25 protein-coding genes and 1 pseudogene are annotated in these 26,547 nt (G+C 61.5%); 17 read left to right on the forward strand and 9 right to left on the reverse strand.

Annotation, left to right across the window (positions count from 1 at the left end; translation table 11 throughout):
* Positions 1-509: 509 nt before the first annotated feature.
* From ACA027_RS09060 to ACA027_RS09075, 4 genes are all read left to right on the forward strand, one after another.
* Positions 510-1,318, forward strand: a protein-coding gene (locus ACA027_RS09060; protein WP_370678446.1) for an IS5 family transposase whose coding sequence is annotated in 2 segments (ribosomal slippage) — positions 510-840 and positions 840-1,318 — 810 coding nt in all. Because the reading frame shifts where the segments join, the coding sequence is not laid out codon by codon here.
* A 119-nt stretch (positions 1,319-1,437) separates the two neighbouring features.
* A complete protein-coding gene (locus tag ACA027_RS09065; protein WP_370682043.1) occupies positions 1,438-2,301 on the forward strand; it encodes an SDR family oxidoreductase in 864 nt (287 codons plus the stop codon).
* Positions 2,302-2,303: 2 nt separating this feature from the next.
* Positions 2,304-3,800, forward strand: a complete 1,497-nt coding sequence (locus tag ACA027_RS09070; RefSeq protein WP_370682044.1) for an AMP-binding protein — start codon at positions 2,304-2,306, stop codon at positions 3,798-3,800.
* 28 nt (positions 3,801-3,828) lie between these two features.
* The gene (locus ACA027_RS09075) at positions 3,829-4,800 is read left to right on the forward strand and encodes a Bug family tripartite tricarboxylate transporter substrate binding protein (protein WP_370682045.1); all 972 of its coding nucleotides are present in this window, start codon (positions 3,829-3,831) and stop codon (positions 4,798-4,800) included.
* 40 nt (positions 4,801-4,840) lie between these two features.
* On the opposite strand, the gene ACA027_RS09080 is transcribed toward ACA027_RS09075, so the two are convergent.
* On the reverse strand, positions 4,841-5,734 hold the full coding sequence (locus ACA027_RS09080) for a LysR family transcriptional regulator (RefSeq protein ID WP_370682047.1): 894 nt from the start codon (positions 5,732-5,734) through the stop codon (positions 4,841-4,843).
* A gap of 238 nt (positions 5,735-5,972) precedes the next feature.
* Between ACA027_RS09080 and ACA027_RS09085 the strand changes: the two genes are divergently transcribed.
* From ACA027_RS09085 to ACA027_RS09110, 6 genes are all read left to right on the forward strand, one after another.
* Positions 5,973-6,974 carry a sulfate ABC transporter substrate-binding protein gene (locus tag ACA027_RS09085; RefSeq protein WP_370682048.1) on the forward strand — a complete coding sequence of 334 codons (1,002 nt, stop codon included), beginning with the start codon at positions 5,973-5,975 and terminating at the stop codon, positions 6,972-6,974.
* A 56-nt stretch (positions 6,975-7,030) separates the two neighbouring features.
* The gene (gene cysT / locus ACA027_RS09090) at positions 7,031-7,930 is read left to right on the forward strand and encodes a sulfate ABC transporter permease subunit CysT (RefSeq protein ID WP_370682049.1); all 900 of its coding nucleotides are present in this window, start codon (positions 7,031-7,033) and stop codon (positions 7,928-7,930) included.
* Positions 7,927-8,955, forward strand: coding sequence for a sulfate ABC transporter permease subunit CysW (cysW, locus tag ACA027_RS09095; protein ID WP_370682050.1), 1,029 nt, complete (start codon positions 7,927-7,929; stop codon positions 8,953-8,955). Before cysT ends, cysW begins: the two co-directional genes overlap by 4 nt.
* A gap of 31 nt (positions 8,956-8,986) precedes the next feature.
* Positions 8,987-10,114 (forward strand): sulfate/molybdate ABC transporter ATP-binding protein, encoded by a 1,128-nt coding sequence (locus ACA027_RS09100; RefSeq protein WP_370682051.1) that lies wholly within the window; start codon positions 8,987-8,989, stop codon positions 10,112-10,114.
* 51 nt (positions 10,115-10,165) lie between these two features.
* A complete protein-coding gene (locus ACA027_RS09105) occupies positions 10,166-10,663 on the forward strand; it encodes a disulfide bond formation protein B (RefSeq protein ID WP_370682052.1) in 498 nt (165 codons plus the stop codon).
* A 303-nt stretch (positions 10,664-10,966) separates the two neighbouring features.
* Entirely contained in the window at positions 10,967-11,701 is a 735-nt protein-coding gene (locus ACA027_RS09110) for a pseudouridine synthase (RefSeq protein WP_370682053.1), read from the forward strand.
* A gap of 50 nt (positions 11,702-11,751) precedes the next feature.
* On the opposite strand, the gene ftrA is transcribed toward ACA027_RS09110, so the two are convergent.
* Positions 11,752-12,762, reverse strand: coding sequence for a transcriptional regulator FtrA (gene ftrA / locus ACA027_RS09115; RefSeq protein WP_370682054.1), 1,011 nt, complete (start codon positions 12,760-12,762; stop codon positions 11,752-11,754).
* A gap of 65 nt (positions 12,763-12,827) precedes the next feature.
* On the opposite strand from ftrA, the gene ACA027_RS09120 reads away from it, so the two are divergent.
* A complete protein-coding gene (locus ACA027_RS09120; protein WP_370682056.1) occupies positions 12,828-13,223 on the forward strand; it encodes a rhodanese-like domain-containing protein in 396 nt (131 codons plus the stop codon).
* Positions 13,224-13,521: 298 nt separating this feature from the next.
* Here the strand turns inward: ACA027_RS09120 and ACA027_RS09125 are convergent, their stop codons facing one another.
* A complete protein-coding gene (locus tag ACA027_RS09125; protein ID WP_370682057.1) occupies positions 13,522-13,908 on the reverse strand; it encodes a YkvA family protein in 387 nt (128 codons plus the stop codon).
* Positions 13,909-13,968: 60 nt separating this feature from the next.
* On the reverse strand, positions 13,969-14,640 hold the full coding sequence (locus ACA027_RS09130) for a glutathione S-transferase (protein ID WP_370682058.1): 672 nt from the start codon (positions 14,638-14,640) through the stop codon (positions 13,969-13,971).
* Positions 14,641-14,959: 319 nt separating this feature from the next.
* On the opposite strand from ACA027_RS09130, the gene ACA027_RS09135 reads away from it, so the two are divergent.
* On the forward strand, positions 14,960-15,433 hold the full coding sequence (locus ACA027_RS09135) for an OsmC family protein (protein ID WP_370682059.1): 474 nt from the start codon (positions 14,960-14,962) through the stop codon (positions 15,431-15,433).
* A gap of 181 nt (positions 15,434-15,614) precedes the next feature.
* On the opposite strand, the gene ACA027_RS09140 is transcribed toward ACA027_RS09135, so the two are convergent.
* The 3 genes from ACA027_RS09140 to ACA027_RS09150 are packed head-to-tail and all read right to left on the reverse strand — an operon-like array spanning position 15,615 to position 17,359.
* A complete protein-coding gene (locus ACA027_RS09140) occupies positions 15,615-16,457 on the reverse strand; it encodes an MBL fold metallo-hydrolase (RefSeq protein ID WP_370682060.1) in 843 nt (280 codons plus the stop codon).
* Positions 16,458-16,475: 18 nt separating this feature from the next.
* Entirely contained in the window at positions 16,476-16,766 is a 291-nt protein-coding gene (locus tag ACA027_RS09145) for a hypothetical protein (RefSeq protein WP_370682061.1), read from the reverse strand.
* Positions 16,767-16,807: 41 nt separating this feature from the next.
* Positions 16,808-17,359 carry a sugar ABC transporter gene (locus tag ACA027_RS09150; protein WP_370682062.1) on the reverse strand — a complete coding sequence of 184 codons (552 nt, stop codon included), beginning with the start codon at positions 17,357-17,359 and terminating at the stop codon, positions 16,808-16,810.
* A 157-nt stretch (positions 17,360-17,516) separates the two neighbouring features.
* On the opposite strand from ACA027_RS09150, the gene ACA027_RS09155 reads away from it, so the two are divergent.
* Positions 17,517-18,413, forward strand: coding sequence for a LysR substrate-binding domain-containing protein (locus ACA027_RS09155; RefSeq protein ID WP_370682063.1), 897 nt, complete (start codon positions 17,517-17,519; stop codon positions 18,411-18,413).
* A gap of 215 nt (positions 18,414-18,628) precedes the next feature.
* On the opposite strand, the gene ACA027_RS09160 is transcribed toward ACA027_RS09155, so the two are convergent.
* Entirely contained in the window at positions 18,629-19,444 is an 816-nt protein-coding gene (locus ACA027_RS09160) for a DUF817 domain-containing protein (RefSeq protein ID WP_370682549.1), read from the reverse strand.
* A 432-nt stretch (positions 19,445-19,876) separates the two neighbouring features.
* Here ACA027_RS09160 and ACA027_RS09165 point away from each other — a divergent pair, with 432 nt between their 5' ends.
* Complete coding sequence (locus tag ACA027_RS09165; RefSeq protein WP_370682064.1) at positions 19,877-21,094, forward strand: amidohydrolase family protein; 1,218 nt, start codon at positions 19,877-19,879, stop codon at positions 21,092-21,094.
* A 118-nt stretch (positions 21,095-21,212) separates the two neighbouring features.
* Here ACA027_RS09165 and ACA027_RS09170 read toward each other — a convergent pair.
* Positions 21,213-22,054 (reverse strand): annotated as a pseudogene (locus ACA027_RS09170) (LysR family transcriptional regulator).
* Between the two features lie 117 nt (positions 22,055-22,171).
* On the opposite strand from ACA027_RS09170, the gene bla reads away from it, so the two are divergent.
* The 3 genes from bla (at position 22,172) to ACA027_RS09185 (ending at position 26,499) form a co-directional block, all read left to right on the forward strand.
* Positions 22,172-23,131 (forward strand): class A beta-lactamase, encoded by a 960-nt coding sequence (gene bla / locus ACA027_RS09175; RefSeq protein ID WP_370682065.1) that lies wholly within the window; start codon positions 22,172-22,174, stop codon positions 23,129-23,131.
* A gap of 506 nt (positions 23,132-23,637) precedes the next feature.
* Positions 23,638-24,786: an HD-GYP domain-containing protein gene (locus ACA027_RS09180; RefSeq protein ID WP_370682066.1), complete on the forward strand. Its 1,149-nt coding sequence runs from the start codon at positions 23,638-23,640 to the stop codon at positions 24,784-24,786.
* Between the two features lie 15 nt (positions 24,787-24,801).
* Positions 24,802-26,499 (forward strand): PAS domain-containing protein, encoded by a 1,698-nt coding sequence (locus ACA027_RS09185; RefSeq protein WP_370682067.1) that lies wholly within the window; start codon positions 24,802-24,804, stop codon positions 26,497-26,499.
* Positions 26,500-26,547: the final 48 nt, after the last annotated feature.

The following is a 26,547-nucleotide window of genomic DNA, read 5'->3' on the forward strand; positions in this document are numbered from 1 at the left end:
GAGAATCACGCCAATGCGCTGTACCGGAGCCTGTCATATCGGCACGCTTCGTGCAGCGCGGGTTGATGGGGCAGGGAGACAATGGTGCTCAATCGTTGCGCCAGGAACTGCAGGGCGCTGTCCGTCTGGCTGCTATCGTCGACCAGCGTCTGATTATTCTGTCCAGTGCATCGATGGTTTGTTTCTTCTGCTCGACGTTGATGTGCTACTTGCTGCTGGGCGTGCGAGCTGCCTAGGGGCTGGGCGATGGCGCACATTGGCATTGGTCAGCGCGAGCGATATGGACGTGTCGCGCAGGGTTCGGCACCCAACTTGGGCAGGATGCTGGCCACACAGGCAGGACACGCAGGTGCAGTGACCAGCTTCACTGCTTCGAGCTTGAATGCTCTTCTTGTTTTCATAAACCCCCTCTGGTTGCATCCTCGACCTTAACAAGGTGTCGTCGAAATTAGAGTGGCTAACACCACTTCTCCAGAGGGCCTCGCAGAGCGGTTATGCTCGCTGCCCTCATGGCACGACGACCCGTAAGCAAAGAACTGTGGCGACAGCTACAACCCCTGATCCCAGCCTTCGTGCCTTCTGCCAAAGGCGGTGCGCGCAAACGCGCAATCAGCGATGAAGCTGCCCTCAACGGCATCTTGTTCGTGCTGCAAACAGGCATTCCATGGGAAGACCTTCCCCAATCCCTGGGCTACGGCAGCGGCATGACTTGCTGGCGGCGCCTGCGCGACTGGAACGCCGCTGGTGTCTGGGAGCAGCTGCACCAAGCCATGCTGACTCGCTTGCGTGAACATGACCAAATCGATTGGAGCCGGGCCAGCATTGATGGCTCCTCGGTACCAAGCCCCCGGGGGGCCAGGAAACGGGCCCAAACCCCACGGACAGAGGCAAGCTCGGCTCCAAGCGGCACATCGTCGTAGATGCCAGAGGCATCCCGCTGGTGATCTTGGTAAGCGGGGCGAACAGGCATGACTCCAAGATGTTCGAGAAGTGTGTGGACGCGATTCCTGCGATTGCTGGCCTGCCAGGGCGTCCCCGTAAAAGGCCAGCCAAGCTGCACGCCGACAAAGGCTACGACTTCAAGCGATGCCGAGCCCATCTGAGGCAGCGGGGCATCATGGGCCGAATTGCCAGACGAGGCATTGAGAGCAGCGAGCGGCTGGGCAAACACCGGTGGGTGGTGGAGAGGACGCACAGCTGGTTTGCAGGCTTTGGCAAGCTGCGAATCCGCTTTGAACGACGGCTGGATATCCACGAAGCGCTGCTGAAATTGGCGGCAGCGATCATCTGCGCGCGCTTCGTGGATCGGTGGTGTTAGCCACTCTTAGTAGCAACCCAGTTTGTTTGTTTCCACGGGGGAAACAAACAGGTTCCTGTAGCCGGCTATTTCCCTGAAGACGATGTCTCTACAGTGTGTAAAACGCAGGAGACAACCATATGTTTGATACGAATTTGTACCGTGGACAACGGGTGCTCGTGACGGGGGGCGGAACAGGGCTTGGTTTTGCCATGGCGTGCAAGCTGGCCTCTTTAGGAGCTGAGGTGCATCTGTGCGGACGCCGCATGGACGTGCTGGAGCAAGCAGTGCGAACCCTGAAGGGCGAATTTGGCGCGAAAGCTTTCGCGCATAGGTTGGACATTCGCTCTGCTGAGCATGTGGCGCAGATGGTCGAAGGCATATGGCAGCTGCATGGACCACTCACAGCATTGGTCAATAACGCTGCAGGCAACTTTGTCAGCCGTACCGAAGACCTGAGCATCAATGGTTTCCATGCAATTTCCGACATCGTGTTCCGAGGCACGTTCTACGTCACGCAAGCGGTCGGTAAGCAGTGGATTTCTCAGGGATTGCCAGGTGCGGTCTTGTCCATTGTGGTGACCTGGGTGGATACGGGATCGCCGTTTGTGGTGCCTTCCGCCATGTCGAAAGCAGGTCTGGATGCGATGACTAAGTCCCTGGCAGTGGAATGGGGGCCCAAAGGCATTCGTCTGAATGCCATTGCACCAGGTGTGATCCCGACCCAGGGGGCCAGCGCGCGACTGCGTCCCCAGATTGGTGGCAATGAGGATGCGGTCAATCAGCGTCAACGGGACAACCCCATGCGGCGTCTGGGAGCGGGCGAAGACATCGGCAATCTGGCGGCTTACATGCTGGCGCCAGGCAACACCTGGCTCAATGGCCAGACCATCACATTGGACGGCGGCGATGCACTGGCCAATGGCGCGTATTTCACGGATTACCAAGCCTGGAACGATGCGGACTGGGCCCAGGCCAAGGCTTTGGCCAAGGAGGCTCGTTGATAATGGTGCAACCTCACTCCACTTTGCTGTGCAACGGTCTCAGTTTGGATGCAGCGCAGCAGCAAGAGCGCGGTGCTCGCCTGGCGCAGGGTTTGGTGCGATTGGGTTTCAATCCCGGTGACGTGCTTGCGGTCCTTTTGAAGAACTGTCCGCAATACGCCGATGTGGTACATGCCTGTCGTATGGCAGGCGTGGTGTATTGCCCGATCAATTGGCATTTCACGGCTGCAGAGATCCACTTTTTGCTGCAAGACAGCGGTGCCAAGGCTTTGCTTTGCAGTCAGGATTTGCTGGACGAGCTGGCGCCTGGATTGGCGACGCAGATCCCCAAGCTTGTGATTGATGCGGCCCATGGCAATCACGATTACGAAACCTGGCTGGCTGGCCTGACCGCTTATGACGGGCCCTTGGTTGCTCCTCGTGGGCATATGGCATATACCTCGGGCACCACGGGGCGGCCCAAGGGGGTGGTGCGCTTTACCTTTCCCCTAGAGGAGTTGCCGCATCGCCAGGCAGTCAATCGGACATTGGTGGAAGTTGCCTACGGGTTGCGCTATGGGGCACGTACCTTGCTTACCGCACCGATCTATCACAGTGCACCGAGCCTGTATTTTCAAAACGCCTTGATGCTCAGCGAGCTGGTCGTATTGACATCACGCTTTGATCCCGAACAGTTTTTGCAGTTGGTCGAGACGCACCGCATCGACACCGCTTACATGGTGCCCATCATGTATGTCCGGCTGCTCCGCTTGCCACTGGAGGTACGCAGTCGTTACGACATCTCGTCGCTGCGCTTTATTGCTTCCACTGGATCGCCCTGTGCCCCCGAAGTGAAAAAAGCCATGATCGAGTGGATGGGGCCCATCGTCCATGAGACCTATGCATCCAGCGAAGCGGGGCTGGTCACCTTCATGCACGCGCAAGACGCGTTGACGCATCCTGGCAGTGCAGGGCGCCCCTTGCTGGATGCGCAAGTGGAGATTTTGGACAAGGCTCACAACCTTGTCCCCAGGGGAGAGGTGGGCCTGATTTATGTGCACCAGCCTGCGTATGCCGACTTTACTTACCAGGGCAATGAAGCTGCACGCCAAAAGATTGCCTATAACGGCATGATTACCTTGGGTGATATGGGTTATCTTGATACCGAAGGCTTTCTATATGTGTGTGACAGAGACTCGGATTTGGTTATTTCTGGTGGTGTGAATATTTATCCAGCAGAAATTGAAAATGAGCTGCTCAAGCATTCTTATATTTCAGACTGCGCGGTGATTGGTGTGCCGGATGCCGAGTATGGCGAAAAGTTGCTGGCATTGGTAGAAACCGTAAAAGATGCCAGCATGCTGGAAAAAGAACTCCTCACATGGCTGCAAGGAAAACTTTCGGCCTATAAAATCCCGCGCCACTTCGTATTTCAAAAACTCCCGCGCGATGAGAACGGGAAAATAGCAAAGAAAAAGCTGCGTGACACCTATTGGCTAACATCACAGCGTAAGGTGTGATTTATTGAAAATATGCAGGAGACAAGTCATGAAGAAAATGCTAATAGCGATCTGTGCGTTGGCTGCAGTGGGCAGTGCTTGGGCGCAGAAAAATGAATTCCCGAATAAGCCCATCAAGCTGATCACCCCCTATGCCCCCGGTGGATCGGCAGATGTACTGGCCCGGACACTGGCGAATTACTTGTCGGTGGAAATAAAACAGCCGGTGATTGTGGAGAACAAGCCGGGTGCAAACACCATGATTGCCGCCGCCGCAGTGGCGCGTTCACCAGCAGATGGCTATACCTTGCTATTGGCCAGTAATGCCAGCATGGTACTCAATCCTTTGTTGTACAAAAAACTGGCCTACAACCCAGACAAAGAATTGACGTTGCTCAATATCCTTGCGGAAGCCCCCTTGGTGCTGGTGAGTAATAGCCAAACGGGGATCAAGGATATCGAAAGCCTGAAGGCATATGCCAAAGATCATAGTGGGCAGATTAATTACAGCTCGATTGGATTAGGCAACCCCCTGCAACTGACGACGGAGTTAATTAAATATCGCTTGAATGTGGCCGCAACCCATATTCCCTTCAATGGCAGCGCGCCGGCATTGACTGCATTGATGTCCAACGATACGCAAATGATGGTGGATGTGATAGGAACATCTCTGCCTCAAATCAAATCTGGTAAGTTGCTGGCGATTGCCACCACAGGATTAGAGCGTTCGCAGTTCTTGCCTCAAACGCCCACGGTTGCTGAATCAGGATTCCCAGGGTTTCGGGCATCGACCTGGTTTGGGATATCCGTCCCAACGGCGACGTCGCCCATAATTAAAAACCAGCTGCAACAAATTATTAATGTGGTCATGCAAAAAACGGATTTCATCACCACATTGACCAAGCAGTATCTGGTGGCTCAGAAGCCGCAGAGCCAGGCGCAACTGGACGCATTTTTGTTGTCGGATAGAAAAACGTGGCACCAAGTGATCGCTGACAATCACATCACGTTGGATAACTGAGCGGTTCCTCATTTCAAGGTCTGCAGCATGTGACCTGGTTTCAGGAAACAAATCGCTGCAGATTTTCCTTGAGGAAATCGGTCATGACCCTGACGGCATGCGAGGGGCGGCGATCCTCTGCGGTCACGATATACAGGCGATCTCCCAGCCCTGAAATGCTCCAGTCGGGGCACACACGTTGCACCGATCCATTGCGAAGTTCATCCACGACCATGTAGTGGGGGAGCGCCGCAACGCCACAGCCTTTGAGCATGGACTGCTTCAGAAAAGGGAAATGCTCACTTGTCAAATAGGGCTCGCATTTGAGTGCAATTTCCTGGTGCTGATTTTTGATGGTGATGGCGTAGGTTTTCCCATCTCCCGGGGGAGTGATTAAGACTCCATGTGGAATTTCGGTGGGGCTGGCAAAGCGATGGGCTTTCGAGAAATCGATGTGCGCATACAGGCCAAACTCCACAGGCCCAAGGTCGCGGGCCACCAAATGGTCTTGCACGCCCAGCGCCAATCTCACCGCCACGTCAATTTCCGCGCTCATCAGGTCGTTGACCCGGTTGGAGAACAGCACCCTGATGCGCACCTGTGGATAGCGCTTGTGAAATGCCAACAACATGTCGGCCAAATACAGCTCTCCCAGCCCGGTTGGAATGCTCAGTCGTACTGAGCCAGTCACCACATGCTGTAGTGCATCAATGGCCCCTTGGGCGGCTTCAACTTCTTGGATGATGCTGCGGCCATGGGTGTACAAGACTTCTCCCGGAGCTGTCAGCAAAATGCGCCGCGTGGTGCGGTGTAGCAATGTCACACCAAGCGCGGCTTCCAGGGCTTTGAGTTCCTTGCTGACTTTGGAGCGTGTGATGTCGCGTCGCCGCGCCGCTGCGCTCAGGCTGCGTGCATCGACGATCTCCACAAAATTTCGAATGAGGTTGATGTCCATGCAAGTCACGCCCAAGCTGAGAACAGCGTGCAGTGTAGTTTTTTGCGACTCTCGCGGCTGAAACAAGCCTGGACGGAGGATGCGGCACAGCGTTCTCCATACCCAGGCAGTAAGTTGCATGCGTCTTTATTCGGAAAAACGATAAATTAACAAGAATATATTCTTTTGAGTTTTAAGAGCGCATCTTCACAATGCTTGCATTACTGAACAAAACGACACATGTCGAAGGCAAGGACTTATGACCGCTTGGAAGCTCAAGACTCTTTTGGCCACCCTGGCACTGGCTGCCGGCGGCATGGCGTCGGCCCAGGATCAGTTGCTCAACGTCTCCTACGACGTGGCACGTGAGTTCTACAAGGACTACAACCAGGCCTTTGTGGCCCACTACAAAAAGACCACGGGCAAGGATGTGAAGGTGGACCAGTCGCACGGCGGCTCCAGCGCCCAGGCGCGTGCCGTCAATGACGGGCTGGATGCCGATGTGGTGACCTTCAACACCACCACCGACGTCGACTTTCTGGCCCAGAACGGTGTGGTGGCCAAGGACTGGAACAAGAAGTTCCCGCATGACGCATCGCCCACCACCTCGACCATGCTGTTCCTGGTGCGCAATGGCAATCCCAAAAACATCAAGGACTGGAAAGACCTGACCCGCCCCGATGTGAAGGTGGTGGTGGTCAACCCCAAGACCGGTGGCAACGGCCGCTACGCCTATCTGGCCGCATGGGGCTCGGTGCGCGAGGCCGGCGGCACGGATGCCCAGGCCCAGGAATTCGTCAAGCAGCTCTACAAGAATGTGCCTGTGCTGGGCAAGGGTGGCCGCGATGCGACCTCCATCTTTCTGCAGCGCAACATCGGTGACGTCTTGATCACTTTCGAGTCGGAAGTGATCTCGGTGGACCGTGAATTCGGCAAGGGCAAGGTCGATGCGGTCTACCCCAGCGTGTCCATCGTCGCGGAAAACCCCGTGGCCGTGGTGGAACGCACCGCCAAGAAAAAGGGCGGCGACACCCTGGCCAAGGCCTATCTGGACTATCTGTATTCCGACGAGGCCCAGGAAATTGCCGCCAAGCATGCCATCCGCCCACGCTCCGAAGCGGTGCTGAAAAAGCATGCCGACCAGTTCAAGCCACTCAAGCAGTTCACCGTGGGCAAGTACTTCGGTTCGCTGGCTGAGGCGCAGAAGACGCACTTCAACGACGGCGGTAAGTTCGACCAGATCTACGCCCCGGGCAAGTAAGCCGGGCGCACCACAAGCCTTCACCACCACGACCTTCCGGCTGCCAGGAAACCTTGATGTCTGCTGCGATTCCTTCCAGCCCAGCGCCTGGCGCCGCCACCTCCGCCCCCACCAGGGTGCGCCGGGGTGGGGGCGCCAAGCGCGTTCTGCCCGGCTTCGGGTTGACGCTGGGCTATACGCTGTTTTATCTGAGCATCATTGTGCTGATCCCGCTGTCGGCACTGCTGTTCAAAACCTTCACGCTCACCTGGCCCCAGTTCTGGGATGCGGTCACCGCACCGCGCGTGCTGGCCTCGTACCAGCTGACCTTTGGTGCCAGCTTTCTGGCGGCACTGGTGAACCTGGTGTTCGGTCTGCTGGTGGCCTGGGTGCTGGTGCGCTACCAGTTCCCCGGTAAAAAAATTGTGGACGCATTGGTGGACCTGCCTTTTGCCTTGCCCACGGCCGTGGCCGGAATTTCGCTCACCGCCTTGCTGGCTGGCAATGGTTGGGTGGGCCAGTACCTGGAGCCGCTGGGCATCCAACTGGCCTTCAACCCCAATGGGGTGGTGATTGCGCTGATCTTCATCGGCCTGCCCTTTGTGGTGCGCACGGTGCAACCGGTGCTGGAAGACTCAGAAAAAGAGCTGGAAGAGGCCGCCACCAGCCTGGGCGCTTCGCGCTGGCAGATCTTCTACAAGGTCATCCTGCCCGCCATCACGCCCGCGCTGCTCACCGGCTTTGCCATGGCCTTTGCCCGGGCCCTGGGCGAATACGGCTCGGTGATCTTCATTGCCGGCAACATGCCCATGATTTCGGAGATCACTCCGCTGATCATCATCGGCAAGCTGGAGCAATACGACTATGCCGGCGCCACCGCCGTGGCCGTGGTGATGTTGGTCTTCTCCTTCGTCATGCTGCTCATCATCAACGCGCTGCAAGCCTGGCAGCGCCGCCATTCGGGAGCGCCGGCATGAATCTGAACTTCACCGAGCAGCACTACTTTTTGCTCAAGGTGCTGGGCGCCATTTTTGCGGCCGTGCTGCTGGCCTACAAGCTGACGGCCCCGAAAAAGGGCAGCAAGCCCGAGAAGCTGACCACCACCGAACCGCGCGCCGTGCGTTGGGTGTTGATAGGCATTGCGCTGACTTTCATCGCGCTGTTTCTGGTGCTGCCGCTGGCTGCGGTGTTCACCGAAGCGCTGCGCAAGGGCTGGGCTGCCTATCTGGAAGGCCTGCGCGAGCCCGATGCCTGGTCTGCCATCCAGCTGACACTGATCACCGCCGTCATCGCCGTGCCGCTGAATCTGGTGTTCGGCGTGGCAGCGGCCTGGTGCATTGCCAAGTACGAGTTCAAGGGCAAGGCCTTTTTGACCACCTTGATTGATCTGCCGTTCTCCATCTCACCCGTGGTGGCCGGCCTGATGTATGTGCTGGTGTTTGGTGCCAACGGCTGGCTGGGCCCGTGGCTGTCGGAGCCGCATACCTTCAAGCTGTGGTTTCTGAGCTTCACCATCCCGGAGATCAAGATCATTTTTGCCGTGCCCGGCATTGTGCTGGCCACCGTCTTCGTCACCTTCCCCTTTATTGCCCGCGAGCTGATCCCGCTGATGCAGGCCCAGGGCAATGATGAAGAGCAGGCCGCCATCGTGCTGGGGGCCAGTGGCTGGCAGACCTTTTGGTATGTGACCCTGCCCAATATCAAGTGGGGGCTGCTGTATGGCGTGATTCTGTGCAACGCCCGCGCCATGGGCGAGTTCGGCGCGGTGTCGGTGGTGTCCGGCCATATCCGGGGTCAGACCAACACCATCCCGCTGCATGTCGAAATTCTCTACAACGAATACCAGTCCGTGGCCGCGTTTGCCGCTGCCTCGCTGCTGGCGCTGCTGGCTTTGGTGACCCTGGTCATCAAGACCGTGGCCGAGTGGAAGGCCGAGCAGCAGCGCAAGGCCGCCTCCGCGCTGCCGCCCGAGCGCCCGACCCCTGTGACTGTCCAGCCCTGAAACAGGCGCCACCACCGAATCCGAGAACACCATGAGCATAGCTATCCGCAACGTCAGCAAGCAGTTCGGCGACTTCCAGGCCCTGCGCGATGTCAGCCTCGATATCCAGTCGGGTGAGCTGATCGCGCTGCTGGGCCCATCGGGCTGCGGCAAGACCACGCTGCTGCGCATCATTGCCGGGCTGGAAACGCCCGATGTGGGCAGCATCCACTTCAGCGGCGCAGACACCACCGATGTCCATGTGCGCGATCGCAACGTGGGCTTTGTCTTCCAGCATTACGCGCTGTTCCGCCATATGACCGTGTTCGAGAACGTGGCCTTTGGCCTGCGCGTCAAGCCGCGTCGCGAACGCCCCAGCGAGGCCCAGATCAAGGAAAAGGTGATGAGCCTCTTGAAGCTGGTGCAGCTGGACTGGATTGCCGACCGCTTCCCCTCGCAACTGTCGGGCGGCCAGCGCCAGCGCATTGCCCTGGCCCGCGCGCTGGCGGTGGAGCCCAAGGTACTGCTGCTGGATGAGCCCTTTGGCGCGCTGGATGCCAAGGTGAGAAAAGAGCTGCGCCGCTGGCTGCGCCGCCTGCATGACGAGCTGCATGTGACCTCCATCTTCGTCACCCATGACCAGGAAGAAGCCCTGGAAGTGGCCGACCGCGTGGTGGTTATTAACCAGGGCAAGATCGAGCAGGAAGGCACGCCCCAGCAGGTCTGGGACAACCCGGCCAGCCCGTTTGTGTATGGCTTTCTGGGCGATGTGAACCTGTTCCAGGGCCGCGCCAGCGATGGCCGTGTCTACCTCGATGAGGGCCTGCAGCTGGAAAGCCAGGACGCCGCCGGCGCCACCGACTCCAAGGCCTTTGCCTATGTGCGCCCGCATGATCTGGATGTGGAGCGTTACTCGCCCGGCCAGAACCTGGACCTGCAGGGCCGGCCCACGGGCATTGTGGTGCAACTGGTGCGCGCCATCGTGGTGGGGCCGATTGCGCGGCTGGAACTTATTCCCGTGGACAGCACCCAAGCAGCGGACAATGGCGGCGAGGATCAATTGATCGAAGCCCAGATCCCGGCCCAGCAATTCCAGGCCATGGCACTGCGCGAAGGCGAGACCCTGGTGGTCACCCCCCGCCGCGCCAAGGTGTTTGTGGACGAGGCCGCCGGAATCTGAACACGCGCACCCTGCATGGGGCAGGGAGCGCCCCAGACAACAAGGATGAGCATGCAGTTTGTAAACACCCTCAGCCAGGCCCCGCGCCGCGTGCTGGCCCTGATCTCTGCGGTCTGCGTGGCCATGCTGGCCTTTGGCCTGTATCTGCAGCATGCGCAGGGGCTGGAGCCTTGTCCCATGTGCATCGTGCAGCGCTATGCGCTGGTTGCTATGGCCGTTTTCACCGGCCTGGCCAGCCTGAATGGCCGCAAGGCTTGGTGGATGGGGTGGAGCGTGCTGGCGCTGCTGGCCAGCGGCTTTGGTGCCTTTGTGGCCGCGCGCCAGAGCTGGCTGCAGTGGTATCCCCCCGAGTTCGCCAGCTGCGGCCGCGACTTCTACGGCATGATTGAAAACTACCCCATCAGCCGTTCCATCCCCATGATCTTCCGCGGCTCGGGCGATTGCGCGGCCGTGGACTGGACCTTGCTGGGCGGCTCCATCGCCAACTGGTCTTTTATCTGTTTCGCGGGCTTTGCCTTGCTGCTGGCGGTGCTGCTGCGCCGTCGTTGAAATAAAGCACCCCCTGAGCCGCTGCGCGTCTTCCCCCTCAAGGGACGGCAGCTCCGCTGCGGGGTGGCCCTTGCTCGCTGTCTCTGGCTTTGGGGGCGCCAGTTTTATGCGGCTTTGGCAAAGCCAGATCTTTTAAGTCGCCAAGAAATTCCCATGGGTACAGCATGCGCGCGTCGGAGAGACGACAGCCTTGCTGCGGGCGGTGCAGGCCCTTGCTCGATGTCCCTGGCTTGGAATGCGCCAGTTCGCGCAGCGCCTGAGCCTCCTGCATAGACACTCGCTTGGCGCGACAATGCCGGTTCCATGCCCCAGTACATCCTCTTTCACAAGCCCTATGGCGTGCTGTCTCAGTTCACGCCCGAGGACGGCGCGCGTTCGCTGGCCGAATTCAATCTGCCTGCAGGCGTCTACCCCGCAGGGCGGCTGGACAAGGATTCCGAAGGCCTGCTGCTGCTGACCGATGACGGCCCGCTGATCGAGCAACTGCTCAACCCGCGCAACGAAAAGCCCAAGACCTATTGGGCGTTGGTGGAGCGCCTGCCCGACGAAGCCGCGCTGCAGCGCATGCGGGCCGGCCTGCGCATAGAGGACTACACCACGCGCCCCTGCCAGGCCGAGCTGCTTGCGCCGCAACCCGAGGTGGAGCCGCGCGACCCGCCGGTGCGTGTGCGCAAAAGCGTGCAGGACTGGTGGCTGGCCATCACCGTGGTCGAGGGAAAGAACCGCCAGGTGCGCAAGATGACGGCCGCCATAGGCCACCCCACGCTGCGCCTGATTCGCCGCAGCATGGCCAATCTGGAGCTGGGAGATCTGGCCCCAGGCCAATGGCGTGCCATTGTGCGTGAGGACATTCATTGGGGTACAGAGGGCGAAGGGGCGGATCGCGTCACGGACAGCGGCGTGGCGGTGCGCTACCGCAAGGACGAAGCCCCAGGCAACGCAAGGCGACGTGGCGGTGACGCCAAAGCTGCGCCGGGCCGTCATCGCAATGCCGCAAGCACACGTCAGCCAGGAAGCTGGTTTGCTTCCAAGAAGTGAGCTGCTAGCGCCCGCTGTATCTGCGAAAAAGGCCGAAAAGGCTTGAGGTTTCAGGTATTGACAGAGGCCGCCGCCGTACCGGGCGCCGCAAACATGCGGCGGTAGTCTCTGGGGGCCAGCTGGAGCTGGGCCTGGAAATGATGGCGCAGCGCCTGCATGCTGGCAAAGCCCACGGCGTGGGCGATTTGCTCTACCGACAGCCTGCTGCCTTCCAGCAATCTTTGCGCCTCGGCCACCCGCTCGGCAATCAGCCATTGCGCCGGCGTCTGGCCGGTGGCCTCGGTAAAACGGCGCACCAGGGTGCGGGGGCTCATGCTGGCGGTCAGGGCCATGCGCTCCACACTCCAGGGGGCAGATAGATCGCGGCGTACCTGCTCCAGCACGCCAGCCAGGCGGTGCTGGCTATCGGCAGGCACGGGCCGCTGGATGAACTGGGCCTGCCCGCCGCTGCGGTGCGGCGGCATCACCAGCCGGCGCGCCACGCTGTTGGCGGCTTCCACGCCAAAGTCGCTGCGCACCAGGTGCAGCATCAAGTCGATGCCGGCCGCGCTGCCGGCGGAGGTGAAGATGCGCTCCGCATCCACATACAGCACCTGGGCATCAACCTCTATGGCCGGGTGGCGTTGGCGCAGCGCCTCGGCATAGCGCCAATGCGTGGCCGCGCGGCGGCCATCCAGCAGGCCCGTGGCGGCAAGCACAAAGGCGCCGGAACAGATGGACGCCAGGCGCGCACCACGCTCCCAGGCTGTGCGCAGGCGCTGGGCCAGTGCGTCAGGCACCGGAATGTGCGCGGCTTTCCAGCCCGGCATGACGATCAGGTCCGCCTGCTCCAACAGCTCGGGGCCGCCATCTGCGGTCACGGTCAGACCGCCATGGGCACGCAGCGGCCCGGGCTCTATGGCGGCACTGGCAAAGCGGTACCAGCCGCTGCCCATCTCCGGGCGCGCCAGGCCAAAGATTTCGGCGGTAATGGCGAATTCAAATGTGCACAGTCCATCGTAGACCGGTGCCACTACCAGGGGGCCGGTGGTGTTTGGCAGGATTTTTTCCATCAATGTCATTGAGGCCAATTGTGGCGAATAGCCAGAGCTCGCACCATGTGAATTCCCTTGCTACGGAGCTTGATATGCCCTCTCATGTGACTGCGATTCCTGCTGCACCTTCGGCCCAGGCCGAAGCCCATTTCGCCGCCGCCTTCAGCTTTGAAACCGATTGCTGGGATGTGCACGATGGTTTGGCGCAGGGCGCAGATTTTGTGCTGCTGGATGTGCGCTCGGCCGCGCTGTTTGTCCAGGGCCATGTGCCGGGTGCCATCCACCTGCCTCATGGAAAAATCGTGGCCAGCAAACTTGCCGATTGGCCTGCCGATACCTTGTTTGTGACCTATTGCGCAGGCTCGCACTGCAACGGTGCAGCACGCGGGGCACTGCGGCTGGCGCAACTGGGCCGGCCCGTGAAGATCATGGCCGGCGGCATCACCGGGTGGGTGGATGAGGGCTTTGCGCTGGAGACGGTCTCGTAGCAGTTGCATCCACAGTCCCGTGCGGGGTCTGCGCTGTGCACCGCCATGGAGTTTTCAAAAAAGTGAGCTTTCCATGCGCTGGCCGTATGTGCTTCCAGGCATTTTGTCCTGATTAGATACTTGTCTCAGGCACTGTTGTGAAGTGATATTCCGAAGCCGGGTCTCGCCCCGGCCTCAGGATGTCATGTGCGAACAGCAGCACAATTCGTCGTGAAGCTTCATCTGAGGTATGTAGCTAATCAGGCATTTTGTTTGGAAGGCATACATGGCATGCACTGGAGTCTGGCCAGGCAGGCCATCACCGCAGCCCATACCACCCCAAAGCCGCAAGCACGGCCAGCCACAACAACACGATCAACACGGCACCCAAGCGGCTGCGGGGCTTGGCGTGGTCAGCCTGCAGCCAGGCATCGGCCTGGGTGCGGCAGTCGTTCAGCACCTGGGCTGGCAGCAGGCGTAGGGTGAGCCAGATCAGCGCTGGCAGCAGCAATACATCGTCCACATAGCCCAGCACGGGGATGAAGTCTGGTATCAGATCAATCGGGCTGAGCGCATAGGCCACCACGAAAAGGCCCAGGGCCTTGGCATACCAAGGCGTGGCCGGGTGGCGGCGCGCAAACCACAGCGTCAGCCCGTCGCGCTTGATGCGGCGGGCCCAGTGGCGCAGTCGTTCGGCAAAACCCATGCCGCCCCCGTGTGGCTGCGCAAAAGCGCGCAGCTGCATTGTGCAGCCTGCGTCAGGATGTCAGTCGGACTCCACGCTGTCCGTGCTGAACGTGGGGCCGGTGCTACCGGGCACCCAGCCGGGGTAGGTTTCCATCACCTCGGCAAACAGGGCAGAGTCGATCCAGCGCTGCAACCAGTCTTGCAGATGGGGCCAGGGCTGCTCGGCCCACTGCGCTTCGTCAATGCGGGCGAACTGGCGCACAAAGGGGCGCAGCGCCATATCGGCCAGGCTGGGGTTCTGGCCAAACAGATAGCCTGTCTCGGCCAGCTGTGCGTCCAGCTCCGCCAGCCAGGTGATGGCATCGGTCTGGGCCTGGTTCACTTCCTCGGCGCTGTAGCGCTCGGGGTATTTGCAGCGGTCCAGCGCCTGTTTGAAAAAGCCGTCGTTGCGCTCAATCAGCGCCAGCATGTCTTGCAGGCTGCCGGCCGTGGGCGCCAGCCAGGCATCCGGGTCATTGGCGCGCAGCGCGTGCAGCATCACTTCCAGGCTTTGGTCGATCACCGTGCCGTCCTGCAGCACCAGCACCGGCACCGTGCCCTTGGGCGAGGCATCCAGCAGCGCCTGCGGCTTGGCGCGCAGATTCACTTCCCGCAGCTCGCAGGCCAGCCCCGCATGCGCCAGCGCCAACCGGGCGCGGATGGCATAGGGACAGCGGCGAAAGGAATAGAGAACGGGCAGGGCGGTGGACATGGAGTGTGTGGGGTGGGCCGGGCGAGCCCGAGTCGGAAAGCCGGGAATGATAGCGGTTTGGGGGCAGCGAGTGGGGTGCCGGGCTATGGAGGGAAGGCAGCTGGCTTGCGGTCTGTGACCGATCGCAGATCGGCCAGAAGTTGCCGGTCATTTGACCCCTGCAGAGCTGGACCATGATCAAATACTCGCCGTGGCATTCATGTGTCATGCCTCCATCACTCGATGGTTGCTTGAACAGGCCATGCCACAGTAGCCGAGCTGAGAAAAAAGATAGTTCGAGCTTGAGAGCAAAATCAGTTCCATCCTGGAGGAAGCCGACATGGCACATCACAAGCACAGCTATCGCGTATCCGTGGCGTGGACAGGGAATAAGGGCAGCGGGACGTCGGGATACAGAGCATACGGTCGGGATTTCACCGTCGAGGCGTCAGGTAAGCCCTCCATCCCGGGCTCTTCAGATCCTGCATTCTTGGGAGACAAGGCCCGCTGGAATCCAGAGGACCTGCTTCTCGCGTCGGCATCAGCTTGCCACAAACTGTGGTACTTGCACCTTTGTGCAGATGCCGGAATTGTTGTTGTTGCCTATGTCGATGAAGCCGAAGGGACGATGGTGGGCGGTGACCAGGGGCATTTCACCCAAATTGTCTTGAGGCCCAAAGTGACGATCCGCGCAGGTGACGATCTCCAGCGGGCCACACAGTTGCACCACGAGGCGCACAAGCAGTGCTTCATTGCGAATTCGCTGAATTTCCCCATCCTTTGCGAAGCGACATTTGAATTCGCTGCTGAGTAGTTCTCGCTAATGCGACTCCTGGCTGTAGTCGGCCAGTGGGCGCGACTCTGTAGATTTTTTGATATGACTGCTTCGAAGCGCATTGAGGTCGTTCAACGCTCCAGCATTGTTGAACGCTGATGCCTCTCCCGCAAGAGTTCAACGGCCGCTCTGAGACCTCGAAGGGCACTTGGCCCGTCGATCAATTGTGGTCGTATTGCAGGCTGAAGCCGCTGCGCTCGCGCTGGATGCGGGCAAATCCAAGCTCTCCCAGGTGCATGCCTGCAATCCATAGCTGGTCTGCGCTGGCCATGTCCAGCATGCGCGAACGGGTGTTGGCAGACAAGGCAGCATCTTGGTCAAAGGCGATCGTGACATCGGGCCGTTGAATCTGGATATGGGGGAAATGCACGATGTCACCCCACACCAGCAGACTCTCTTCTGCCGAGGTCAATAGATAGCCCGTGTGGCCTTGCGTGTGGCCCGGCAAAAGCATGGCCTGCACACCAGGAAGCACCTCTCCGGTTTCGAAGGTTCGCAGTTGTGGGTGGTAACTTTCAAACACATCGCGAGCGATCTGAAAATTGCCACGGGCGCGTTCGCTTGCGCGGCTGAGATGCACGTCATCCCGCCAAAAGTTCCATTCACTGCGATGCACGACCAACTCGGCGTTGGGGAACACGCGCTGACCTGCCGCGTTGAGCAGCCCGCCCACATGGTCGGGATGGGCGTGGGTCAGCAAGATGGTGTCGATATCTCCGGGAAGCACCCCAGCCAGCGCCAAGTTTTGCAGCAATAGGCCGCCCCATTGTTTGATGCCGCCTGCACCCGCATCAATGAGCACGGTGTGCCTGGCGCTGCGAAGCAGATAGCAGTTGATGTGAATGGCCTCGGGGGGGCGCTGCCCTGCGCTGCTTTGCATCTGCGTGGCGTCGGCGAGGTCGATATTCGACAAAAGACCAAGCGGGGCATGGAGGTAGCCATCGCTGATGGCCGTGATGTCGAAGTCACCCACTCGGTGACTGGGGAAAATTTGCGCAAGCATGGGTGTCTGTTGCCTTGGTCAGTGAAGTGCGTGAATCTGGGCAGCGTCGTAGCCAAAACACCGGATGCGGGCCCGAAGTGCTGTGTGCTGCAAGATGGATTGCTGCAAGTTCTGCATAAAGCGCTCCATCACCTCGGGCGTTCGAAATGGCTCCAAGCGGTATCGGACTTCCACAAAGATGGGCAGCCCATGCCCTGGGCAGGCCTCGACATAGATCACATGAACGTTCTGCTTTTGCGCTGCCAGCACCATGGTGCACAGCTGCATGCAGTCGTCCGACAGCCGCGCCAAATCTGCTTCGGACGGCATGGGCGCTGAAATATAGAAAGAAAGGTTGGGCATACCCAGTCTCAACAGGCGCTTTGGAGGCAAGCCGTCTTGCGCAGTTGCTCCGTCATGGCTTCATAAGCGTGGATGCCCGGGGGCAATGCAGCCATGGCATGGCGCTGCTCCACCGTCAGCTTGGCCATCCAACGTTGCGGCGGGAATCCCTTCAAAGCCACCGCGTCCATGGCCAATGGGCTGAGTCCCATGTGCTGCAAAGCCTCGGGGCCATGCGGGCTTACCAGCAACAACTCCCCCGCTTGCACGGCCGGTGCGGCCTGCACACAGGCATAGAGGTTGCGATGCCAGTTCGTGATGTGTTGTTGCCAGCGGGCAAAGTTGCCGCCGCCTTTTTCCCGGTATTCGTCGCCCGTCAGCACGCTGAGGTCATTAATGGTGTGCAGTGCCAGGTAAACGGGCACAGAGGCAGGGGTGCCTGCGGCCAGCACTTTGAAGCGCTGGGAGGTATGAAAGCCGCTGACAGAGATCAGCGCAGGCAGTTTCTGCAGGCTGTAGAAGTCATTCCACTCGGTTTCGGTCTGCGCATCGGCGTAGCTGCATTCAACGGTGTAGATCATGGTGAATTTCTTGGGTGGCGGTTGCTGCTATTGCTTGGAACTCGGTGTTCTCATTGCAATAAGCTCATGCTAGCCAAAGAAATTCAGCCCATATAGCGATATAAAATCGATCTTCATTGATGTTTGGTCAAGCTACTCTTTTGGCTTGTCTCCAGCCATGCGACGCAAAATCCCCAGCAATTCCGCCCTCCAGGCCTTCGAGGCTGCCGCACGCCACGGCAGCTTTGCGCGTGCAGCGGAGGAGCTGGCGCTGACGGAAGGCGCCATCAGCCGTCAGATTGCGAGGCTGGAAGCGTTTTTGGGCATGGCGCTGTTCGAGCGCGTTGGCAACCGTGTGCGATTGGCGCCCAGTGGCGTGCGCTATGCAGCGCAGGTGCGCGAGGTCCTTGATCGTCTGGAGCGGGAAAGCCAATACCTGATGGGGCAACCCGCGGGTGCGGCGAGCTTGAACCTGGCCGTCATTCCCACGTTTGCCACGCGCTGGTTGATTCCTCGCCTCAAGCGCTTTCAACAGGCCAGCCCGCAGATCTCCTTGCACATCGCGGAGCGCATGGAGCCTTTTGTGCTTGCGGGAAGCGGCTTTGACGCAGCGCTGCATTTTGAGCATCCCGCTTGGGCAGGCATGCGCACACACCGTTTGCTGGAAGAAGTGCTGGTTCCCGTTTGCAGCCCCTCGCTGTTGGCCGAGTACCCCAAGGATTGCGGGCTGGATGCCTTGCCGCGACTGCATCGCATGCAAAACCCGGATGCCTGGCAGCGCTACGCCGAAGAGACTGGCATGGTGTTAACAAACCCCGCCGTGGGCTCGCGCTTTGATTTGCACGCCATGTTGATAGAGGCAGCGCTTTGCGGGCTGGGCGTGGCCTTGGTGCCACGCCTTTATGTGGAAACGGAACTGGCGCTGGGCCGCTTGCTCGCTCCCTGGCCGCCGAGCCAATCCGTTGCCAAAACATTTTGCCTGGTGTTGCCCGAACCATTGGGGCTGAGCGAAGCACCGTTGCAGGCCTTTGTCAGTTGGATTGTGGCTGAGGCGAAAACGACAAGTTCTGTTTAGCCGCAGGCCTTTGGCCGTCACTGGCTTGGTGAGCGGCCGCGTCTTGAACGGCTGCATTGAACAGCAACGCGGTCATCGCCTGCTTGGATCAAATGCTCGTTGTGGGTTGATTGCAGCCCCGCTGCACCCACCCAGCTGCACCAGCCCATCTCGGGCCTGATGAAATCAAACTGTACGACCCCCTTGCATGCAGCGCTCCCGCCCCTGCTGGGGGCTCACGCCGGCACATGAATATGCCGCTTGATGTGTTTGAGGTTGGCCACGATGGTGAAGGTCATCACCACCAGCATGGACCAGGAGCTCCACTTGCCCACATGCACGGCCGACCAGGCGCCCAGCTGGTTGGGGTAGCTCCACACGCCGGCAAAGGTGGAGATGTTTTCGGCCAGCCAGATGAAAAAGCCAATCAGCACAAAGGCCAGCAGCAGCGGCATGCGGCGGTCGCGGTCCAGGGGGCGGTAGAGCACGGTGGTGCGGGCATACAGACCCAGGGCGCAGGCGGCCAGATACCAGCGGTAGTCGCCTATGTAGTGGTGGGTGAAGAAGTTGGCGTAGATCAGCACCGCAATCAGTGCGCCCATCCAGTGCGGGGGATGGTGCAGTATGCGCAACTCGAACAGCCGCCAGGCCTGGATGATGTAGCTGCCCACGGCGGCATACATAAAGCCCGAGAACAGCGGAACGCCCCAGAGCTTGGTGTAGGCAAAGTCTGGGTAGGCCCAGGACTTGATGCCACTGGAGGTCTTGAACACCTCCAGTGCAAAGCCCACGACGTGGAACAAGGTGATGGCCTTGAGCTCGTCCCAGGTCTCCAGCCGCGTGGCCACCATGGCGAACTGAATGGCCAGGGCGGCGATCAGCAGCAGGTCGTAGCGCGGCATACCCCACAGGCCGGCGCGGGGCATGGCGAATACGGCGCCAAAGAACAGGCCCACAAACAAGCAGCTGCGCGCGTTCTTCAGACCAAAGAACCAGAACTCCCAGGCAAAGCGCTTGAACCCTGTGAGGTGATCGGGGACGGGGCGGTGCATTAGCCAGTCGTCCAGGGCATTGAGGCGGTGCAGGGTGGAGCGGGACGGGGCAGCAGCGGTGAGTGAAGGGGATGGCATGGAGGCGAAGAGCAGGGCAGGCGCAGGCAAGGCAAACGCGCAAGTATGCCCAGGATTGCGGCACAGCTGCCACAGCCCATTCCGTCGCCATGGCCCTCAGAGCGTGTTCACTATCTGTACGCAGGCGCGCCGCGAGGAGCGCGTCAACACGCTCTTACGGCTTGGCTGTGCAGGTGTGGATGTATTTGGAAACCCGGCATGTCCAATCTCGATATTTAATTTGGGGGTGAATGATGGCTGATGCAGCGCGGGCTGCTCAGGCATATCTGCCTTCAATACAGGGCCGCACCCTATGGATATGCCATGCCTGCGCCAGCACGGTTGTTGCGGCCCTTGCCAAAACAAAGACTCACCATGAACGACCGCTTATTTGTGAATGCCGTCGCAGCCGATGGTTCTGCGCTTCATATCGCCGTGCAAGACGGCCGCATCGCCAGCATGGGCAGCAATCGCCCCGCGCTGCCGCAGGCCGAGGTCATAGACCTGGCAGGCCATTTGGTGCTGCCCGGTTTTGTGGACGGGCATATTCACCTCGATAAAAGCTTTGTGGGCGATCGCTGGCGTCCGCACCAACCGGCCTCTAACCTGCGCGAACGCCTTGCCATAGAGAAAAGCGCGCTGGCCTCGGCCAGGCCGATTGCCGAGCGCGCCGATGCGCTGATTTGCCAGGCCGCCTCGTTTGGCACCATGGCCATGCGCAGCCATGTGGACGTGGATGCGACCACGGGGCTGGACCATTTGCACGCCGTGATGCAGGCCCGCGAGCAGTGGAAGGACTTGATCGACATCGAGTTGGTGGCCTTTCCGCAGGCCGGCGTGGTGTCCTGCCCCGACACGGCTGAGTTCCTGGACGCTGCCATCCGCGAGGGTGCGCAGGTGGTGGGCGGCATTGACCCCAGCACACTGGATGGAGATGCCGACGGGCAGCTGGACATCATCTTTGGCATTGCCGACAAGCGCGCTGCCAAGATCGATATCCACCTGCACGAGCCCGGTGAAATCTGCGCGGCCCAGATGGACCGCATTGCCCAACGTACCCGCGCGCTGGGCATGGAAGGCCGCGTGGCCGTCAGCCATGCCTATGGGCTGGGTGATCTGGGCACTGCCGAGCTGGACCGTATGGCCGGCCTGCTGGCACAGGCCGGTATTTCCATCATGACCAATGCGCCGGGCGACCATGGTTTTCCGCCGATTCTGCGGCTGCGTGAAGCCGGCGTGCGGGTGTTCACCGGCAATGACAACATCCAGGACGCCTGGTGGCCTTATGGCAACGGCGACATGCTGCAGCGCGCCATGCTGATCGGTTATCGCTCGGGTTTTTATACCGACGAAGCACTGCAGGTGGCGCTGGACATGGCCACCGTGGCCGGTGCCGACGTGCTGGGCAAGCGCGGCTATGGGCTGGCAGTGGGCAACGAGGCCAGCTTTGTGGTGCTGCGCGCGCCCAATGCGGCAGCGGCCGTGGCGGCAGCGCCTTGCGAGCGTGCCATCGTGCGGCGCGGCCGCTTCTGGAGCGGGCGTGTCGGGGGAGATGCGAATCCGCTGGCATTCAAGCCCGAAGCCGAAGCTTGATGCACAGCGGTCTGGAGCAGGGGCAGCAGGCGTGATGCCCAGACAACTGGTGGCTTCCAGCTCGGTTTGCAGCGCTTGACTGTGCCCAGGCTATGTGGGCAGAGCCTACCGGTGTGGCTTAGCCCGTTTGCTCTAGCAACCACTGGCGCAACTGCGCCAGCGCGGGCCAGGCGGGGCGGGCCTTGGGGCTGGTGAACCAGTAGGCTCCCGCCGGCACGGTGGCGGCAAAGGGCTGGACCAGGCGGCCGGCGCGCAGCAAATGGGCGAACATGGCCGGTGGCAGCAGGGCCACGCCCGCACCCAGGGCAGCGGCCTCGGCCAGGGCGATGGAGCTGTCGAACATGGTGCCGCTGGCACGCAGCGGGGGCAGGCCGGCGCTGTGGCACCACTGCTCCCATTCCCCGGTGCGAAACGAGCGCAGCAACTGCTGGCCGCGCAGATCGGCCGGCTGGCGCAGACGCTCGGCAATGGCCGGGGCGCACAGCGGCGTCAGCGGGGCCTGCACCAGCAGATCGGCCTGCAGCCCGGGCCAGGCGCCATCGCCAAAGCGGATGGCCGCATCCAGCCCCTCGGCGTTCAGGTCTACGCGGTTGTTGTGGGTCTGCAGCCGCAAATCGATCTGCGGGTGCTGGGCTTCAAAGGCAGGCAGCCCACGGCAAAAGTGCCCACCACCCCCAGGGTCAGCACCTCGCGCGGGTGTTCATCGCGCAGCTGGGTGAAGGCGCGCTCCAGCCGGCCCAGGCTGTCCTGCACCACGGGCCACAGGCTCTGGCCCTCGTCGGTCAGCGCCAGGCCGCGGGGCAGGCGCTTGAAAAGCGGGTGACCCAGCCAGTCTTCCAGGCGGCGGATATGCTGGCTCACGGCGGCCTGGGTTACATGCAGCTCCTGGGCCGCATGGGTGAGGTTGAGGTGGCGCGCTGCCGCATCAAACATGCGCAGGGCATTCAGTGGCAGTTGCATGGTGGCTATAAGTTTTACTTGGGTTTGACCGCAGAATTTATCGCTGCTCGACAGTTAGAGTGGCGTTTATGCTTGGGTTTATTGTGCAAGAGTCATAGCTGAAAGTGGGGAGGTAGCATGCAGCGACGTATATTTTTGGCAGGAACAGCCCTGGGGTTGAGCGCTTTGGGCGCCTGCACCACCACCAAGAAAAACTATCAAGATGAAGCGGCAGCCGGTATACCCCGGGATGCCGACCAGGCATTGCAGGCCGCAGCCCGCCAGGTAGAGGCGCAGACCGGTGGCCGTCTGGGCCTGGCCGTGCTGGACACGGGCAGCGGTCGCCAGCTGAGCTGGCGCGGTGGCGAACGCTTTGCGCTGTGCAGCACCTTCAAAACATTGCTGGCGGCCCAGGTGCTGCAGCGCGCCGAGCAGGGCAAGGAAGTGTTGCACCGCCGCGTGCTCTACCGCCGTGACGAGCTGGTGAGCTATTCCCCCGTGACCGAGGAATGGGCCGACACCCTGGAGGGACTGAGCGTGCAATCGCTGCTGCGCGCCAGCGTGGTGCTCAGCGACAACACCGCTGCCAATCTGCTGCTGCGCAGCGTGGGAGGGCCCGAGGCCTTGACCGAGTGGCTGCGCGGGCTGGGCGACACCGAAACCCGGCTGGACCGCTGGGAGCCCGAGCTCAACAGCGCCAAGCCCGGCGATGTGCGCGACACCACCACGCCCGATGCCATGACCCGCACCCTGCGCCGCCTGCTGGTGGACGAGAGCGTGCTGCAGGCGCCCAGCAGCACGCAACTGACGCGCTGGCTGGTGCAAAGCCGCACCGGCGACCAGCGCGTGCGCGCCGGTTTTCCGGTGGACTGGGTGGCGGGGGGCAAGACCGGCTCGGGCGAACGCGGCACCAGCAATGACACGCTGATTGTCTGGCCCGGCCCGCGCAAGCCGCCCATGCTGGTGGCCTGCTATCTCACCGACAGCCGCCAGAGCGCGGCGCTGCGCGATGCCCAACTGGCCCGCCTGGGTGCGGCCCTGGTGCAATGGCAGCAAGCCGGGCCTGCGCCGGCAGGCGCCACGGCCACGCTGCCTTAGAGCGTGTTCACGATCTCCTCGCGACGCGCCAGTGTCTTTGCGGGATGGGATACAAGGCGCGATACCGCAGCAATAGCCGCGCTATTGCGAGGATTCGCAACACCGTAGACCGCCCGCAAAGCCACTGGCCCGAAGGGTTGGAGCGAAATCGGGCGATTTCTTCGCGCTGGGGCTGGCTTGCACCCCGGTGCAAGCTGCGCCCCATCGGCTCGAACTCATCCCGATTGCGCTTCAACGCGCCTGCGTAGAGATCGTGAACACGCTCTTATATGCCGGGCTGAATACTGCTCTGCCTGCCTGGGCGCGTGCCGAGCGCGTGACCTGGGCAGGGCGGCAGAGCAGGGTAAGCGATAGGGCTGCGCTGTTGCGGCCGGGCAGACGGAGGCGGCGAATCGACCCCGGTGGTTGAGGTGCATCAAAGGTGGGTCACCTCAATTGTCACAAAACGTAATTAATGCCCTAAAAAGCATTTCCTTCGTTTTGCTTGCTGCCTGCTGCCCACCACCATGCGACGTATTCGCCAGAGCGATCTGGTCCTGAATGAGCCCTTGCCTTGGCCGCTGTTTGATGAAAACGGCAACTTGCTGCTGCGCGAAGGCTATGTGCTGAGCATTCCGCGCCACATCAATGCCTTGCTGGAGCGTGGCGCTTTCGCACCCGATTTGCCGGCTAATGATGCGGACCAGCCCACGCTGGCCTTGCCCGAATGCCATGCCCGGCCGCAGGCGGGCGACCCGGTGTTCGAGCGTGCCGACACCCTGGCCATGACGCTCAAGCGCCTGCATGCCCATTTGCAAAGCGGCTCTTTGAAGGCAGAGCTGCGCCCGGTGGTGCTGGGCCTGGCCCACGGCATTGTCGATGCCTGTAACGAAGACGCCGATGCGCTGCTGGCAGCCCTGCACCTGAGCCGCCAGCACCCTTATCTGGTCATCCAGCAACTGCTGGGCGCGACCTTGGTGGAGATGGCTGCGCGCGAGCTGCCGCTGGACGAGCCCACGCGCCTGTCGCTGGCCTGTGCGGCGCTCACCCGTGATCTGTCCCTGTTGCCGCTGCAGGCCCAGCTGGACAAGCAGGACGGCGCACTGACCACTCCGCAAATCGAGCAGGTGCGCAGCCATCCCGAGCGCTCCGCCTCGCTGCTGCTGGAGATGGGGGTGACGGATACGCTGTGGCTGGAACTGGTGCGCCAGCACCACGAGCGCATCGATGGCTCGGGCTACCCCCATGCCTTGCACGGCGATGCCATCCTGCCCGGTGCCAGGCTGCTGGCGATTGCCGACTCCTACGCCGCCATGGTCACGCCGCGCCCCAACCGCCCGGGGCAGTTCCCGCGCGAGGCCTTGAAGTCCTTGTTCCAGGACCGCGCCCGGCTGTATGACGACCCGCTGCTGCAGCTGTCCATCAAGACGCTGACCATGTACCCGCCCGGCATGCTGGCGCGCCTGGCCAATGGTGAGTTTGCAGTGGTGCGCTCACGGAACCGGCACAACGACTCGCTGGATCTGTGGAGCCTGTACGACAGCAGCGGCATGCCCATTCTGCAGCCGCAGCGTCGCGACTCGAACGACCCCGCGCACGACATCACCGGCACGCTGCGGGTGGAGGAGTGCCGCAGCGCCGCCCTGGTGCTCAAACGTCTGTGGATGCAATCCTAGAGAAAGCCCTTGTCCATGAAGCAGAACCTGCCTGTGACCATCCGGCAAACCGAAATCCCGCCGGGGGCAAACCTGGTCTCCAAGACCGACCTCAAGGGCCTCATCACCTACGCCAACGAGGCCTTTGTCGAGGTCAGCGGCTACACGCTGGAGGAGCTGCTGCACCGCAGCCACAACATCGTGCGCCACCCCGATATGCCGCCCGCTGCCTTTGCCGAGATGTGGGCCACGCTGCAGCGCGGCCATCCCTGGCGCGGCATGGTCAAGAACCGCTGCAAGGACGGTGGCTACTACTGGGTGGATGCCTGTGTCGTGCCCATCACGCGGCATGACCAGGTGACGGGCTATATGTCGGTGCGCAGGCACGCTGCGCCCGAGGCCATTGCCTCTGCCGAAGCCCTGTATGCCCGCATGGCCGCAGGCCACAAACCGCGCCGTCTGCAACTGCCGCGCTGGCTGGGCATACGCAGCGGCATGCGGGCCGGCAGCCTGTTTGTGGCAGCGCTGATGCTGGCCGGCGGCGTGCTGGGCATAGGCGGGCTGACGCTGGCGGACCGCGCTTTCTCGCGCCTGTACCACGGCCAACTGGAGCCGGTGGCGGCCATTGGCGCCATCGAAGCGCGGCTGAGCGAGAGCCACACCACCATGCTGGAAATACGCCTGGCACGGCGTGACCAGGCCATTGCCGGCGACCCGAGCACGGCGCTGGAGGTGCAGGTGGCCAGGCTGCGTGCCAACCGTGACGAAATCCATCGCCTGCTGGACCAGCTCAAGGGCACGACGGAGGAAGTCACGCTGCAAAAACTGCGGCTGACCGAGGCATTGACGCATTACACCGACGACGGTCTGCGCTGGGTGGAGCAGGCGGCCGCGCGCGACAATCTGGCCCAGGTGGACCGCCTGGTGGCCTTGCGCGTGCTGCCGCTGGAGCAAGACGCCATGGCCGCCGCCGTGGACCTGCGCCAGGCCTTGCTGGGCGCGGCCCAGGGCGAGTACGGCGACACGCTGGAGCGCAATGCCCGCATTCGCTACTTTGCGGCGGCAGGCATTTTGTTTGGCCTGCTGGTGGTGGCCCTGGTGGGGCATATGTTCATTCGCGGCATTGTCGATCCGCTCAATGCCTCCATACGCCGGCTCAACCGCATCGCCCAGGGCGATCTGCAGGGCGAGATCGATCTGTCCGGTACGGGCGAGAGCGGTCAGCTCAACCATGCGGCCGCCGTCATGCAGCTGCACCTGAAGGTCATGATCGACGAAATCGCCCTGGCGGCGCGGCGCATTCACCGTCACTGCGCCACGCTGAACACCGCCTTGTACGAGGTGACCGAGCATTCCGAAGAGCAGCATGAACGCGTCTACGCCGCCATCACGGCGCTGGACGCGGCCATGGCCGAAACCAGCGATCTGGGTGTGCGGGCCGAGCGTTTGCTGCATCTGGCCAGCCAGCAGGAATCGCCTGGCACAGGCCAGGCGCTGGTGCAGGATGCGCGCGAGCTGGCCACCGCCACCCGCTTGGCCGCCTTTGGCGCGGAGGAAGTGGCGCGCAGCATGCACCAGGTGGCCGATTTGATTGTGGAAAACCGGGGCGAGGCCCAGCGTGCCTGGCTGGCCTCGGAAGCGCTCAAGCACACGGCGGGCGAGCTCAAGCTGCTGGTGGACTATTTCGAGCCGCCCGCGCCCGCGCCTGAGGCAGAGCCCATGGCATTGGCTTGAATGCTCAGGCCCCTGGGGATGGCGGTCACGGCCGCCATCACCGTAGCA

The organism is Comamonas sp. GB3 AK4-5 (assembly GCF_041320665.1).
Taxonomy (GTDB): domain Bacteria; phylum Pseudomonadota; class Gammaproteobacteria; order Burkholderiales; family Burkholderiaceae_C; genus Comamonas.